This window comes from Streptomyces sp. NTD91 (assembly GCF_059510455.1).
The window spans coordinates 59,960-74,674 of record NZ_JCAJZW010000040.1; the positions used below are offsets into that span (position 1 = coordinate 59,960).

The 14,715-nt window shown below is 75.3% G+C and carries 12 protein-coding genes; 8 read left to right on the top strand and 4 right to left on the bottom strand.

Annotated elements, in window-relative coordinates; genetic code table 11:
• Nucleotides 1-77 precede the first annotated feature (77 nt).
• Entirely contained in the window at nucleotides 78-1,298 is a 1,221-nt protein-coding gene (locus AC5WRT_RS30685; protein WP_496097301.1) for a cytochrome P450, read from the top strand.
• A gap of 93 nt (nucleotides 1,299-1,391) precedes the next feature.
• Here the strand turns inward: AC5WRT_RS30685 and AC5WRT_RS30690 are convergent, their stop codons facing one another.
• The 3 genes from AC5WRT_RS30690 to AC5WRT_RS30700 are packed head-to-tail and all read right to left on the bottom strand — an operon-like array spanning nucleotide 1,392 to nucleotide 3,927.
• The gene (locus tag AC5WRT_RS30690) at nucleotides 1,392-1,871 is read right to left on the bottom strand and encodes a hypothetical protein (RefSeq protein WP_496097300.1); all 480 of its coding nucleotides are present in this window, start codon (nucleotides 1,869-1,871) and stop codon (nucleotides 1,392-1,394) included.
• Nucleotides 1,868-2,506, bottom strand: a complete 639-nt coding sequence (locus AC5WRT_RS30695; protein ID WP_496097299.1) for an RNA polymerase sigma factor — start codon at nucleotides 2,504-2,506, stop codon at nucleotides 1,868-1,870. Before AC5WRT_RS30695 ends, AC5WRT_RS30690 begins: the two co-directional genes overlap by 4 nt.
• Nucleotides 2,503-3,927: a S8/S53 family peptidase gene (locus AC5WRT_RS30700; RefSeq protein WP_496097298.1), complete on the bottom strand. Its 1,425-nt coding sequence runs from the start codon at nucleotides 3,925-3,927 to the stop codon at nucleotides 2,503-2,505. The genes AC5WRT_RS30695 and AC5WRT_RS30700 overlap by 4 nt, the downstream gene beginning before the upstream one ends.
• A 76-nt stretch (nucleotides 3,928-4,003) precedes the next feature.
• Between AC5WRT_RS30700 and AC5WRT_RS30705 the strand changes: the two genes are divergently transcribed.
• On the top strand, nucleotides 4,004-6,616 hold the full coding sequence (locus AC5WRT_RS30705; protein ID WP_496097297.1) for a CHAT domain-containing protein: 2,613 nt from the start codon (nucleotides 4,004-4,006) through the stop codon (nucleotides 6,614-6,616).
• A gap of 3 nt (nucleotides 6,617-6,619) precedes the next feature.
• Here the strand turns inward: AC5WRT_RS30705 and AC5WRT_RS30710 are convergent, their stop codons facing one another.
• Complete coding sequence (locus tag AC5WRT_RS30710) at nucleotides 6,620-8,353, bottom strand: LuxR family transcriptional regulator AbsR2 (protein ID WP_496097296.1); 1,734 nt, start codon at nucleotides 8,351-8,353, stop codon at nucleotides 6,620-6,622.
• Nucleotides 8,354-9,024: 671 nt separating this feature from the next.
• Between AC5WRT_RS30710 and AC5WRT_RS30715 the strand changes: the two genes are divergently transcribed.
• From AC5WRT_RS30715 to AC5WRT_RS30740, 6 genes are all read left to right on the top strand, one after another.
• The gene (locus AC5WRT_RS30715; protein ID WP_496097295.1) at nucleotides 9,025-10,185 is read left to right on the top strand and encodes an NAD(P)/FAD-dependent oxidoreductase; all 1,161 of its coding nucleotides are present in this window, start codon (nucleotides 9,025-9,027) and stop codon (nucleotides 10,183-10,185) included.
• A gap of 95 nt (nucleotides 10,186-10,280) precedes the next feature.
• Nucleotides 10,281-10,574, top strand: a complete 294-nt coding sequence (locus tag AC5WRT_RS30720) for a (2Fe-2S)-binding protein (protein WP_496100809.1) — start codon at nucleotides 10,281-10,283, stop codon at nucleotides 10,572-10,574.
• Entirely contained in the window at nucleotides 10,567-11,976 is a 1,410-nt protein-coding gene (locus tag AC5WRT_RS30725) for an FAD-dependent oxidoreductase (RefSeq protein ID WP_496100807.1), read from the top strand. Before AC5WRT_RS30720 ends, AC5WRT_RS30725 begins: the two co-directional genes overlap by 8 nt.
• A 97-nt stretch (nucleotides 11,977-12,073) precedes the next feature.
• Entirely contained in the window at nucleotides 12,074-12,970 is an 897-nt protein-coding gene (locus AC5WRT_RS30730) for a dihydrodipicolinate synthase family protein (protein WP_496097293.1), read from the top strand.
• 25 nt (nucleotides 12,971-12,995) lie between these two features.
• Entirely contained in the window at nucleotides 12,996-13,997 is a 1,002-nt protein-coding gene (locus tag AC5WRT_RS30735) for a proline racemase family protein (RefSeq protein WP_496097292.1), read from the top strand.
• A 24-nt stretch (nucleotides 13,998-14,021) separates the two neighbouring features.
• On the top strand, nucleotides 14,022-14,715 hold a 694-nt coding region (locus AC5WRT_RS30740; RefSeq protein WP_496100808.1), incomplete at its 3' end, for a GntR family transcriptional regulator.

Consider the following 14,715-nt stretch of genomic DNA (forward strand, 5'->3'; position numbering starts at 1 on the left):
CCCAGCAGGCGCACACCCCCCGCCACCCGGCCTACGCCCGCAGGACAGCCGGAGACACCCGTACCAACGTGGAGGTCATGACCGAGGAGACGCTCACCGGCCAGGCCCCGCCCCCCGTACGGGACTGGCCCACCCCCGACCTGGACGGGACGGACTTCGACCCGGCGCTCGCCGGCCTGATGCGCGAGGGTCCGCTGACGCGGATCCGGCTGCCGTTCGGCGAGGGCTGGGCGTGGCTGGCGACCCGGCACGCCGACGTGAAACTGATCACCAACGATCCGCGGTTCAGCCGCACGGAAGTGACTCGCCGTCAGGTGACCCGGATGGCACCGAACTTCGCGCCCCGCCCCGGCTCGCTCGCCTGGGCCGACCAGCCCGACCACAACCGGCTGCGCAAGCCGGTCGCCGGCGCCTTCACGATGAGCGCCATGAAACGGCTGCGGCCCCGCGCGCAGGAGATCCTGGACGAGCTGGTGGACGGCGTCGTACACGACGGACCGCCGGCCGATCTGATCGAGCGGGTGCTGGAGCCGTTCCCGCTCGGCGTCGTCAGCGAGGTGATGGGCGTGCCCGCCGCCGACCGGGCGCAGGTGCACACCTGGACCCGGGAGATCATCTCCACCAACGGGGCCGAGGCGGCCGGCCGGGCCAAGGACGGCCTGTACGGGTGGATCAGGACGATCGTCCGGGCCCGTTCCGACGGCCGGGGCGAGGACGTCTACTCGATGCTCGGCGGGGCGGTGGCACGCGGCGAGATCAGCGAGGAGGAGGCCGTCGGGCTGGCCGGTCCGCTGCAGATCGGCGGCGAGGCCGTCACCCACAACTGCGGGCAGATGCTGTACCTGATGCTGACCCGGCCGGAGCTGATGGAGCGGATGCTGACGCATCCCGAGGCGCGCGGCCCGGTACTGGACGAACTGTTCCGGTGGATCCCGCACCGCAACTCGGTCGGGCTCGCCCGGATCGCGCTTCAGGACGTGGAGATCGCCGGCCACCGGATCGCCGCGGGCGAGCCGGTGTACGTCTCCTATCTCGCCGCCAACCGCGATCCGGACGTCTTTCCCGACCCGGACAGCATCGACCCCGACCGGGAGCCCAACCCGCACGTGGCGTTCGGCAACGGCCCGCACTTCTGCACCGGTACGCTGCTGGCCCGGCTCCAGACCGAGCTGCTGGTGGACACCCTGCTGGACCGGCTGCCCGGGCTGCGGCTCGCGGTGCCGGCCGAGGAGGTGCGGTGGCGGCACCGGACGATGATCCGCGGCCCGCAGACGCTGCCCGTTACCTGGGTCCGCTGAGCGGACCGCGGGCGCTCACGCCGCCCCTGCCCGGCCAGCACGCGCGAGACCCGGCCCCCCGGACCGGGTCGTCCGGTGCGCGCACAGCCCGCGTCACGCCCGCAGCCACTCCGTGACGATGACCTCCGCGCCGGTCCGCAGCCTGAGGGCGAACGGGCCGGCCGGAGGTGTGTCGCTGGTGAAGCGGCCGAGCGTGTCGACGGGGACGGGGCGGGCGGTCTGCGGGCCGCCGAGCACCTCGATGTGCGCGGACCCGGGCGGCAGCACCTGGCCGATCAGTCCGTCCTCGGTGACCTCGACGTCCACGGTTACCTCGCCCGCGCTGAACGTCAGCATCCGCGGTGCGTCCGTCACGCCCCTGACCGGCAGCGCGTCCACGAGCGAGTCGAAGGTCAGCTCCGCGATCCGCGCGTCCAGATCGTGCAACGCGTAGGCCTCGAGGGCCAGTTGACGCAAAGCCTCCGGGACCGGGTCGAGGACCGAGGCCGCCTGGCGCAGCTCCCGCTCCAGCAGGGCGTCCGCCCGCTCGTCGTCCACCGGGCCCGCCTCCGGGAGTCGGTCGTCCTCGTTCATGCCGCACCCCGTGCGTCCATCCGGGCCCGCAGCCGGCGCAGACAGCGCTGGCGCAGGGGCCCGATGCTGCCGACCGCGATGCCGAGCGCGGCGGAGATCTCCCCGTAGCTGGGCGGCGGGGAGGCCACGAGCACGCGCAGCAACTGCCGGCACCGCTCCCCCAGCCCGTCCAGCTCCTGCCAGAGACGGCGGACCCGCTCGGCCCGGTCCGCCTCGTCCTCCGAATCGATCAGCGTCTCCTCGGGGGTCCGGTCGTCGCTGGCCCGGTCCAACACCCGCGGGTCGTCGGTCAGGGTCAGCCGGGCCAGGCTCTTGAGCACCTTCAGGCACTCGTGACGGGCCGTGCTGGCCAGCCAGGAACCGGCCTTGTCGGGTTCGCGGATGCGGCCCAGGTGCTGGGCGAAGCGGAACCACACGGTCTGGTAGACCTCGTACCCGTCGGCCTCGGAGAGCCGGTGTGCGCGCACGACCGACCACACCAGCGGACTCATCCCTTCCACCAGCGCCTTCCAGGCCGCGGCGTCCCCGTCGACGGCGGACTGGACGAGCGCGCCGACCTCTGATCGGTCCACGGCTCCACCCCTCACGTACGGCACGCCATCGTACGCCGTGGGGTGGAGCGTTCCCGACCTCATGCGGGCACGGCCGGCGCCACGACCGGTACCGGGCGCCAGGTGGCCGGCCGCAGCGCCGGAACCCGCGCCCCGCGCACCTCGGCGGTGTCCGTCGTGCCGGCGAGCAGACCGGTGAGCGCCGTGCGCGGCTCGGGCTGCGCGTACGCCGACATCCGGGCGGCGACGAGACCGGCGGCGACGGGAGTGGCGAAGGAGGTGCCGCTCCACTGCGCGAGACCGTCGAACATCACCTGGTCCGGCTTGGCCCCGGTGCTCTCCTGCCCCTCGCTCAACACGCCGGTGTGGCGCGGGAACCGGCAGGTGCACGGATAGTCGTAGCCGAACCGGCAGGCGTCGTAGGTGGAATGCTGGTAGACGTACGGCACGGGTGTGCCGAAACCGGTGAGGGCGCTGGTGAGGCGCTCGCCGGGGGCGAAGACCCGCACCCAGGGCCCGTGGTTGCTGAAGCAGGCCTCGCCGTCGCCGTCCGCGCGCAGCGCGCCCACCGACAGCACGCTGTGCGCGTACTCCGGCAGGGCCGCGTAGGCGGCGGGCCAGAACGGCGTGTCACTGCCGTTGTTGCCGGCCGCGGCCACCAGCAGGGTGCGCTGCTCGCGCAGTTCGCGCATGAACACGTCCAGGCCGATGAGGCCGTCGCCGCCCTCGGTGGTGGTCCCCGCGGAGAGGCTGATGATGTCGGGCCAGCCGTCCTGGTCGACCGCCTCGAGGAGCCGGGCGCCGAACTCGGACTCCAGGATCGCCCCGGCGTCGTTCAGGGTGCCGCGCACGGTGATCGCGGTGCCGGGAGCGACGGCCGCGAGGATCCCGGCGATGAACGTGCCGTGGCCGACGTACTGGCGCAGCACCCCGTCGGCGTCGGTCTCGGCCGCCTGGGGATCGCCCGTGGTGTGGGCGAGCAGCGGGTAGGAGCCGTAGTCGTGCACCAGTCCGGTGTCGATCACGAGGACGCCGACGGCGCTGTCCGCGTCGTAACGGCCCCCGGCGGGCGCCGGGTTGGCCGGCTGTGTGCGGGCGGCGGGCACCGGCTCGTCGCCGGGGCAGGCGTTGACCGCGATGTGCACCACGTGGTTGCGGCTCACCACCCGGCGGCCACGACGGTCCTCGGCCTCGCGCAGCGCGCGCAGCGCGTGCGGCACTGTGTCGTCGCCCGCGGCCGGGTCGGCGACACGGATGCGGGTGACGCCGGTGCGGTTGGCCGCCGGGCCGTCGCGCCGGACGTGGTCGGGGACCAGGCCGTCGGTCGCGGTGAAGTGGGCGCGCACGGTGTCCTCGACGAGCCGGGCCTCCTCGCCGTCCCGGGCCAGGACGACCCCCTTCTCGTACAGGAAGTGGGCGTCCTCGTCCGGTCCCATGGCCAGGGACACGCCCGGCATGGACCGCTGGATGTGCTGGAACTGCTCGTGGAACCGCTGTGGTGCCATGACCTGTCCTCCCCCTGAAGCCGGCGTTCGACAGTGAGAGCCGCGGGGCCGCCGTCTGATACAGGTGGCCACTACGATGCGACACGTGACGGCGGGAAGCGAGTCGGTCCTCGAGCTGCTGCCCCTGGTGTTCGCCGACCCGGGCGCGGCCAGGTCGGGCGCGGAACAGGTACTGCGGGCCGCCCCGCCGCCGCTGCACGCGAGCGTCGCCCACCAGGTGCTCGGCATCTGGCAGCGGGACTTCGGCGATCTGCGGATCGCGCTCCGGCATCTGCGCCGGGCCCGGGATCTGGCCGCGCGCGCCGACTCGGCCGACCGCGAGGCCGATGTGCTCGCCACGCTCGGGGTCGCACTGGTGCACGCGGGGCGCACGCGGCAGGGGCTCGCCTCCTTCGAGCGCGGGGTGGCGCGGGGCAGCGGGCACACCCGGGCCCGGGTGCTGTACCGACGGGCGTACGTGTGGTGGGTGCTGGGGCGTCACCGGGAGGCACTGGAGGACGTACGCCGGGCGCTGCCCGTGCTGCGGCAGGTGCGCGACGGCATCTGGACCGCGCGGGCGCTGACCCTGCGGGCCACCGTCCATCTCGCGCTCGGCGCGGTGGACCGGGCGGTCGCCGACTTCACGGCGGCGGAACGGCTGTGGGACACCACCGGCCAGGAGCACGACAAGGCCGACGCGGTGGAGAGCCGCGGGCTCGCCGCGTTCCGCTCCGGGGACATCCCGGCGGCGCTGCGGCTGCTGGACGAGGCCGAGGAACGGTACGCCAAACTCGGCACCCCCACCTACATGCTGTCGCTGCGCCGCTGCGAGGTGCTGATGGCGGCCGGGCTCGCCCCGGAGGCGCTGGCCGAGGCGGACGCGACGATCGCGCTGCTGGACCGGATCGGCGGCCAGTCCACCCGGAAGGCCGAACTGCTGCTGGCCGCCGCGCGGGCCGCCCGCTCGGCCCAGGACCCCGACACCGCCGCGGCCCGCGCCGCCGTCGCCGTACGGCTGTTCGCGGCGCAGCGCCGGCTGTGGTGGCAGACGCATGCGCGGCTGGTGCTGATCGAGGCGCGGGTGGCGGCCGGGCGCCGATCGGGGCGGCTGGTCGCGGACGCGGCGGCGGTCGCGGAGCAGCTGGCCTCGTTCGGCTCGCCCGCCGCACCGGAGGCGTCCCTGCTCGCGGGCCGTATCGCGCTCGCCCTGGGCCGGCCGGCCGACGCCGAACGGCACCTGGCGGTGGCCGCGCGCAGCCGGTACGGCGGACCACCGCCGGCCCGCGTGACGGGCTGGGCGGCACAGGCGCTCCGGGCGCGGGCGGCCGGGTCCCGGCGGGGTGTGCTGGAGGCGTGCCGGCGCGGCCTGGACGTGCTGGACGACCACCGGATGACGCTCGGCGCCTCGGAGCTGCGCGCCCACGCCACCGCGCAGGGCGCCGAGCTGGCCGCCCTGGCCCAGGAGGTGAGCCTCGCCCATGGCACACCGCGCCGGCTGCTGCAGTGGAGCGAGCGCTGGCGGGCGACCGTGCTGTCCGCGCCGCCCACCCGGCCGCCCGCCGACCCCGCGCTGCTCAGCGTGCTGACCGCCTACCGGGAGATCGCGGCCCGCGCCGAGGAGGCCCGGATGGAGGGCCGCCCGGTGCCGGCGCTCGAGCGCGAACAGCGGCGCCTGGAAAGGGAGATCCGCTCCCGCACCCACCACATGCGCGGCTCGGTCCCGCACGGGGGCGACCGCTTCGACGCGGCACGGCTGCTGGACCGGCTCGGCGAGGCACGGCTGGTGGAACTCGCCGTGGTCGACGGGCGGGTGCACGTCCTGCTGTGCGGGCAGGGCCGGGTCCGGCGGTTCGTCGGCGGCCCGCTCGCGGAGGCGGTGGCCGAGGCCGGGTACGTCCAGGCCGGGCTGCGGCGCCTGGCGCACCCCGGCGCCGAGGCCCGGCTGCCGCTGGTGGAGGCCGCCGGTCTGCGGCTGCAGGAGCTGCTGCTGGGCGGGGCGGCGGCCCGTCTCGGCCCGGGACCCGTGGTGATCGTGCCGCCGGGCGCGCTGCACCGGGTGCCGTGGGCGCTGCTGCCCGCACTGCGGGACCGGGTGCTGAGCGTGTCCCCGTCGGCGGGCAGCTGGCTGCGGGCCCGCGAGACCGAGCCGCCGCCGGGCGGCCGGCAGGTGCTGGTGCGCGGGCCGGGCCTGGCGACCGGCGGTGCGGAAGTGCCGGAACTGGCCGGTCGCTACGGCACCGCGACGGTCCTGGAGGACGACGACGCCCAGGTCCCGCGCGTCCTGGAGCACCTGGACGGCGCGGCGCTCGCGCATCTGGCGGCGCACGGCACGTTCCGCGCCGACAGCCCGCTGTTCTCCGCCCTGCGCATGGCCGACGGCCCGCTGATCGTGCACGACTTCGAACGGCTCGCCCGCAGCCCGTACCGGATCATCCTCTCCAGCTGCGACACCGCCCGCCTCGCCTCCGTCGGCGCCGACGAACTCCTCGGCCTGGTCACCGCGTTGCTGCCGCTGGGCACGGCCGGGGTGGTGGCGAGCAGCGCACCGGTCAACGACGCGGCGGTGGTGCCGCTGATGCTCGCGCTGCACAAGGGTCTGGACACCGGCCTCTCCCTGGCCGAGGCCCTGCGCGACGCCCGTACGGCCCTCCCCGGCGACTCCGTCCACCAGGCGACGGGCTGGGCGTTCGCGGCGTTCGGGGCGGCGTGAGGGTCACGCCGACGCGCGCTCCGGCGAGTCGACCAGCCAGGGCAGCGCCCCCCGGTCACCCGTCCCCAGACGGCTGTACGCGCTGTACAGATGGTTCCCCACCGTCCGCACCGACAGCGTCAGCCGCTCGGCGATCTCCCGGTTGCTCAGCCCCGCCGCCGCCAGGGTCACGATCTGCCGCTGACGGGCGGTGAGTTCCCCGAGGACCAGCCCGGCCAGCGCGGGCGTGCGCGCGCCCTGGCACCACCGCGCGAGCGCCACCGCGCGGGTACGGGACATCCGAGCGGCCCGCGGGTCCCGGTGCGCCCGCACGGCCTGCGCCCGGGCCTCGGCCGCGAAGAGCAGGAAGCCGCGGTGCTCCAGTGCCTCGGCGGCCCGGTCCAGCGCGGGCCCGTCCCCCCGCACCAGGGCCTCCGCGTGCCGGGCGAGCACGCTGCCCGCCGGCAGCCGCCGCAGTGCCCGCTCAGGCGCACCGAGACGTACGGCGTCGTACCGGCCGTACACGTCATCGCCGGAGCCGTCACCCGACTCACCCTCGGCCAGGCGGACTTCGGCGAGACAGGCGGCGTCCCCCGGCGCGCCCCGCAACCCCTCCCGAGCCCAGGCGGCGGCGTCCCGCACTTCGCCGCGCAGCCGCGCGAACCGGGCGCGGACGGCGGCGTACCCGGCGGGCAGCCCCACGCCCTCGGCGACCAGCCACTCCCCCACCGGTGTCGCCACCGGGCGGACGTCGAGCTGTTCCATCCGCCGTACCAGCAGCCGGCGTTCGGCTTCCAGAGCCGGGCCGTGCGAGAACGGCGCCCCGGCCAGCCGCCGGGCGCGCAGCCTGCCGGTCGTGGCGCGCAGGGCCGGCCCGTGCAGGGGATGGGCGAGGGTGACGCCGCCGCCCTCGTCGTCGACGTGGATCAGACCGTCCGCCTCGAGAGTCTCCAGGACCTCCAGCGCCTGCGGATCCAGGTCGTCCACGGGCAACGGCAGCGGTTCGGCGAACGCGAGGCGCTCGAGCACGTCCCGCTCGCCGGGGTGGGAGCGGTCGAGCACGGGCGCGAGCCGCTCCCGTACGGCCGCGGTGACCGGCACCGCACCCCGCCAGGCCCGCTCCCGGGTACCGGCGACGGGATACAGCTGCCCGGCCCGGCCGATCGCGGCGACCAGGTCGCGCAGCAGCCGCAGATCGCCCCGGCACATCCGGTGCAGCCTGCACACGGTGAGCGGTTCGAGGCCGGTCGTGCCGAGCAGCCGGGCGACGTCCTCGCGGGGCAGCGGCCGGAGAGCCAGCCGGGGCAGCAGCTCGCCGGTCCACAGCCGGGACACCGCGCCGGGCGCGGGCACTCCGTCCACCGCGGCCACGACGAGCCGGGTCCGGCCGTGCACGGCGAGCTGGTGCACGAGGGCGGCGGAGGCCTCGTCCAGCAGATGGGCGTCGTCCACGACGAGGAGCCGTACGCCGGACAGCCTCCGTACCGCGTGGTGGAGCGAGACGGTGTCGGGCAGCAGGTGGGCGAAGGCCGCGAAGGGCAGGCCCTGGGCCTCGGGGGTGCCGGTGACCAGGGCGTGTTCGGTACCGCGGACCGCCTCGGTGACCAGCCGGGTCTTGCCGTGGCCGGCCGGTCCGGTGACCACGATGCCCGGCCGGCCGGCGGCCGACGACCCGCGGACCAGTTCCAGTTCGTCCTCCCGGCCGGTGAACGGCCAGGGCAGCTCCAGCGTCTTGGCGTCCTGCTCGTAAGTCCTCACACCATGCAGAGCGCGGGTACTCACGTTTGATACAGGGCGACTTGAGTAGCCCCCGACTCAGGCGCCGGGCGCCGGCGGACGGGCAGGCTGAGCGCATGACCCGACGGCTCTGCTCGCTCCTGCGGCAGACGACGGCGGCGCGCCGGACGGCGCCGCCCGGGTCCGGCTCGTCAAGGGCTGTCGCTGCGTCGTCCGCGGTCCGTCCGCGCTCCAGGTGGGGGCCTGGAGAGCCGGCGGTCGTGTGCCGGTGACGGCACGGGAACGGCAGCGGCCACGGTCCGGCGCCGGGGGGAGCGGGGGAGCGGTCGCGGTCGTCACCTACGGGGGAGGTGACGACCGCGACCACGCCGTCGTGCGGCCGCCCGTCCGGGCACGGACCGGCCGGAGCATGCCCGGCTGCGTCGGTGTCCCGGAGGACGAAGGTCGCGGGGCCGGACGAAGCTGGTCGGCGGTGGCCGTACGTGGAGCCGGGACTTCACGGTGGAGTCGACGGTGCCGGCCGATGGGCGGCCCGTCGCCGCGTCCCGGATCCCGGCTCGTACTCCCGGCCGTCCCGGAGCCGGCGCACCGCTTCGACGCGGCGGGCTGCCTCGCCGAACAGGCGATGCGCTCGTCCACAGTGGCCCGCCGAAAGCCTCGTCAAGACTGGGACCATGTGACATATTACTGCTGTGGCAAAGCGACTGACCTGCGATGTCGTGGTGGTCGGGGCCGGCATGGTCGGTGCGGCGTGTGCCCTGTACGCCGCGCGGGCCGGCCTCGACGTCCGGGTGGTGGACCGGGGCCCGGTGGCCGGCGGCACCACCGGCGCGGGCGAGGGCAACCTGCTGGTCTCCGACAAGGAACCGGGCCCCGAACTCGATCTCGCCCTGCTGTCGGCCCGGTTGTGGGCGGGGCTGGGCGACGAGCTGGGTTCGGCCGTCGAGTACGAGCCCAAGGGCGGCCTGGTGGTCGCCTCCACCCCGGAGACGCTCGCCGCGCTGCACGCGTTCGCCGACGGCCAGCGGGCGGCCGGAGTCACGGCGGATCCGGTCACCGCGGACCGACTCGCCTCGCTGGAGCCGCACTTGACCCATGACATGGCGGGCGGGGTGCACTATCCGCAGGACGCCCAGGTCATGCCCGCCCTTGCCGCCGCCCACCTGCTCCGCCTCTCCGGCGCCCGCCTGCACCCGGGGTGGACGGTGACGGGGATGCTGCGCACGGCCGGCGGAACGGTGACCGGCGTCCGCACCGACCGCGGCGACCTGCACGCACCGGCGGTGGTGAACGCGGCCGGAACCTGGGGCGGCGACCTCGCGGCGCTCGCGGGCGTCCGGCTGCCGGTGCTCCCCCGGCGCGGCTTCGTCCTGGTCACCGAGCCGCTGCCGCGAATGGTCCGGCACAAGGTGTACGCCGCGGACTACGTGGCCGACGTCGCGAGCGACTCGGCGGCCCTGTGCACCTCGCCGGTGGTGGAGGGCACCGCCGCCGGCCCGGTGCTGATCGGCGCGAGCCGGGAGCGGGTCGGCTTCGACCGGTCGCTGTCGCTCCCGGCCGTACGGGCGCTCGCCGCAGGGGCGATCGGGCTGTTCCCGTTCCTGGAACGGGTGCACGCCCTGCGGACGTACGCGGGATTCCGGCCGTACCTGCCCGACCACCTCCCGGCGATCGGCCCCGACCCGCGCGCGCCGGGGCTGTTCCACGCCTGCGGGCACGAGGGTGCCGGCATCGGACTGGCCACCGGCACCGGGCAGTTGGTCGCAGGGTCGCTCACCGGGAGGACACCCGAGCTGGATCTCACGCCGTTCCGGCCGGAGCGGTTCGACACCGACGGAGGAGACACGCCGTGAATCCCCTGGAGCCGGCCCGGCCCCTTCGGCCGCGACGCACCGCAGACGCAACGGAGTCGTCCCGTTCCCGGCCGCCGCGACGCGCCTCGGTTCCACTGGAGTGGGCCGAGGCTCGGCCGGGCACCGCCTTCGCCGTCACGTTCGACGGCCTTCCCTTCGCCGCCCTGCCCGGCCAGACGGTCGCGGCGGCGCTGTGGGCCGCGGGGGTGACGTCCTGGCGCCGCACCCGCCATGACGGCCGACCACGCGGGGTGTTCTGCGGGATCGGGGTGTGCTTCGACTGCCTGGTCACCGTCAACGGGCGCGCGAACCAACGGGCCTGTCTGGTGCCGGTGCAGCCGGGCGATGTGATCCGCACGCAGGAGGGTACGGGACGGGACGATGACTGAGCGCGCGCACCTCGCCGTCGTCGGGGCGGGCCCGGCCGGGCTCGCGGCAGCGCTGGCGGCGGCCGCCCGGGGGGTGCGGGTCACCCTCGTCGACGCGGCCGAGCAGACGGGCGGCCAGTTCTACCGGCAGCCCGCCCGAGCCCTCGGCGCCCGCCGCCCCGAGGCCCTGCACCACCGGTGGCACACCTGGGAGCGCCTGCGGGACGGCATCGACGCACACGTCGCCGCAGGACGGATCACGCACCTGACGGAACATCAGGTCTGGTGCGTCGCACGCGCGTCGGACTCCACCGAGCGGGACACGGTCTCCTTCACGGTGCACGCCCTGCGCGGTTTCGCGCAGGAGAAGGGGGTCACCGTGCGCGCCGACGCCGTACTGCTCGCCACCGGCGGCTACGAACGCGTCCTGCCCTTCCCCGGCTGGACGCTGCCCGGCGTGGTCACGGCGGGCGGGGCGCAGGCCATGCTCAAGGGCGGACTGGTGCTGCCGGGCCGCACGGTCGTCGTGGCCGGTACCGGGCCGCTGCTGCTGCCGGTGGCGACAGGGCTCGCAGCGGCGGGTGCGCGGGTGGCGGCGCTGGTCGAGTCCGCCGCCCCCGGGGCCGTAGCGCGCCGCGCTCCGGCCCTCGCCGCACAGCCCGACAAGCTCGCCGAAGCCGCTTCGTACGCGCGGCGGTTGCTGCGGCACCGGGTGCGCACGCTGCCCCGGCACACCGTGCTGGAGGCGCACGGCGCCGACCGGCTGGAGGCGGTGACGGTCGCCGCGCTGGAGCGGGACGGGCGGATCCGGCCCGGCAGCGCGCGCCGCATCCCGTGCGACACCCTCGCCGTCGGCCACGGCATGCTGCCGCACACCGACCTCGCCGAGACTCTCGGGTGCACCCTGGCCGGCACGGCCGTACGCGTCGACGGCGAACAGCGCACCGACGTGCCCGGCGTGTGGGCCGCCGGTGAGACCACCGGCATCGGCGGCGCGGCCCTCGCGCTCGCCGAGGGTCACATCGCGGGCCGCTCGATCGCCGCCCGTCTGAGCGGCACCGCCCCCGACCCGCGCTCCTGGGCGGCCGCCGCGCGGGCCAGGGACCGCGGGCGGGCGTTCTTCGCGGCGCTGGAGACGGTGTACGCCGCGCCCCCGGGGTGGGCCGGGCGGATCCCGGACGACACGGTCGTGTGCCGCTGCGAGGAGGTCACCGCCGGCCGGGTCCGCACGGCGGCCGGCGCGCTCGGGGCGGGTGATCTGCGCACGGTGAAGCTGCTCACGCGGGCCGGGATGGGCTGGTGCCAGGGCCGGATGTGCGCACCCGCGGTGGCCGGGCTGACCGGCTGCCCGCCGGCCCCCGGACGCCGCCCGTTCGCCCGGCCGGTGCCGCTCGGCGTCCTCGCCGATCTCCCGGACGACTGACCGGGCGGTCCGGGTGCCGCACGGACCCCGGCCGGAGCCTGTGCACTGACCGCTCTGCTCAGTACCATGTCACACACCATTGGATTGGGGACCACAGATGACCCACCCGCAGCACCGCCCCTGGCGCGGCGTCCTCGTCGCCACCGCCCTCCCCCTGCGCGACGACCTCTCCGTCGACTACGACCGCTATGCGGAGCACTGCGCCTGGCTGGTGGCGGAAGGCTGTGACGGCGTCGTGCCGAACGGCTCGCTCGGCGAATACCAGGTGCTCACCCCCGCAGAGCGTGCCCGGGTGGTGCAGACGGCCGTCGCGGCGATCGGCGGCGAGCGGGTGATGCCGGGCGTCGCCGCGTACGGCGCGGCCGAGGCGCGGCGCTGGGCCGAGCAGGCGGGCGAGGCCGGCTGCGCGTCGGTGATGCTGCTGCCGCCGAACGCCTACCGCGCCGACGAGCGTTCCGTGCTCGCCCACTACGCGGAGGTGGCCCGCGCCGGCCTGCCCGTGGTGGCGTACAACAACCCGATCGACACCAAGGTCGACCTGGTGCCCGAACTCCTCGCCCGACTGCACGGCGAGGGTCACATCCACGGCGTCAAGGAGTTCTCCGGCGACGTCCGCCGCGCCTACCGCATCGCCGAACTCGCCCCGGAACTCGACCTCTTGATCGGCGCGGACGACGTCCTGCTGGAACTGGCGGTGGCCGGCGCCAAGGGGTGGGTGGCCGGCTACCCCAACGCGCTGCCGCGCGCCTCGGCCGAGCTGTACCGCGCCGCGCTGGCCGGGGACCTCACCACCGCGCTCCCCCTGTACCGGCAGCTCCACCCGCTGCTGCGCTGGGACTCCCGGGTGGAGTTCGTGCAGGCGATCAAGCTGTCCATGGACGTCGTCGGCCGCTACGGCGGCCCGGTACGCCCGCCGCGCATGCCGCTGCTGCCCGGGCAGGAGGCCCGGGTCCGGGCCGCCACCGGGAAGGCCGTCGCCGCGGGCCTCGTATGAGCCTCCAGCACAAGGGAGCCGGAACATGCGCAGCAAGCTCGTCCTGCACGCCGTCGACTCGCACACCGAGGGCATGCCGACCCGGGTGATCACCGGCGGGGTCGGCACCGTGCCGGGTGCGACGATGAACGAGCGGCGGCTGTACTTCCGTGAACACCGCGCCCACGTCATGCGGTTGCTGATGAACGAGCCACGCGGCCACTCCGCGATGAGCGGCGCGATCCTGCAGCCGCCGAGCCGCCCCGACTGCGACTGGGGCGTCCTCTACATCGAGGTCTCCGGCTGTCTGCCGATGTGCGGGCACGGCACCATCGGGGTGGCGACCGTGCTGGTCGAGACCGGCATGGTGGAGGTGGTGGAACCGGTGACCACCATCCGGCTCGACACCCCGGCTGGTCCCGTGGTCGCCGAGGTGGCGGTGGAGAACGGCGCCGCGCGCAACGTCACCCTGCGGAACGTACCGTCGTACGCCGTAGCCCTGGACCGCCGGATCACCCTGCCCGGCGGCCGCACGGTCGGCTACGACCTCGCCTACGGCGGCAACTTCTACGCGATCCTGCCGCTGGACGCCTTCGGGCTGCCCTTCGACCGGGCCCGCAAGGACGACATCCTCGCGGCCGGCCTGTCGCTGATGGAGGCGATCAACTCCGAGGCGGAACCGGTGCATCCCGAGGATCCGTCCATCCGCGGCTGCCACCACGTCCACCTCTACGCGCCCGGCTCCACCGCCCGCCACTCGCGGCACGCGATGGTCATCCATCCGGGCTGGTTCGACCGCTCCCCGTGCGGCACGGGCACGAGCGCGCGCATGGCACAACTGCACGCGCGCGGCGAACTGCCGTTGCACACCGAGTTCGTGAACGAGTCGTTCATCGGCACCCACTTCACCGGACGGCTCCTCGGCACGACGCAGGTCGCGGGGCTCCCGGCGGTCCTGCCCAGCTTCACGGGGCGCGCGTGGATCACCGGCACCGCGCAGTACCTGCTCGACCCCACCGACCCCTTCCCTGAAGGTTTCGTGCTCTAGAGCGTCCTCTACACTCACCAGGTGATGCGTGACATGGCAGCGGACACGCCCGGCACCGAGGTGCCCGCACTGCCCCGGCTGGGCGGCCGGCGCAGCAGCTACCGCGAGCGGGTCGCCGAGGCGCTGCGCGCCGCGCTGATCGCCGGCGAGCTGCGGCCCGGCGAGGTCTACTCCGCGCCCTCGCTCGCCGCCCGCTTCGGTGTCTCGGCGACGCCGGTGCGGGAGGCGATGCTGGACCTGGCCAAGGAGGGCCTCGTCGACACCGTGCCGAACAAGGGCTTCCGGGTCACCGCCGTCTCCGAAAAGCAGTTGGACGAGTACACGCACATCCGCGCCCTCGTCGAGATCCCGACCGTGGTCGCCCTGGCCCGCACCGCCGACCGTGTCTCGCTGGAGGCCCTGCGCCCGGCGGCCCGCGAGATCGTCACCGCGGCGGTGGCGGGCGACCTGATCGCCTATGTGGAGGCCGACACCCGCTTCCACCTCGGCCTGCTCGCCCTCGCGGGCAACGCCCACCTGGTCGAGGTGGTCGCCGACCTGCGCAAACGCTCCCGTCTCTACGGCCTGACAGCCCTGGTGGAGGCCGGCCGGCTGCTCGCTTCGGCCGAGGAGCACCTGCAACTCCTCGACGCCCTGCTGGAGCGGAACGAGAAGGCCGTACACGCGATCATGACCCGGCATCTGGGGCATGTGCGCAGCCTGTGGGCCGGCGGCGAGG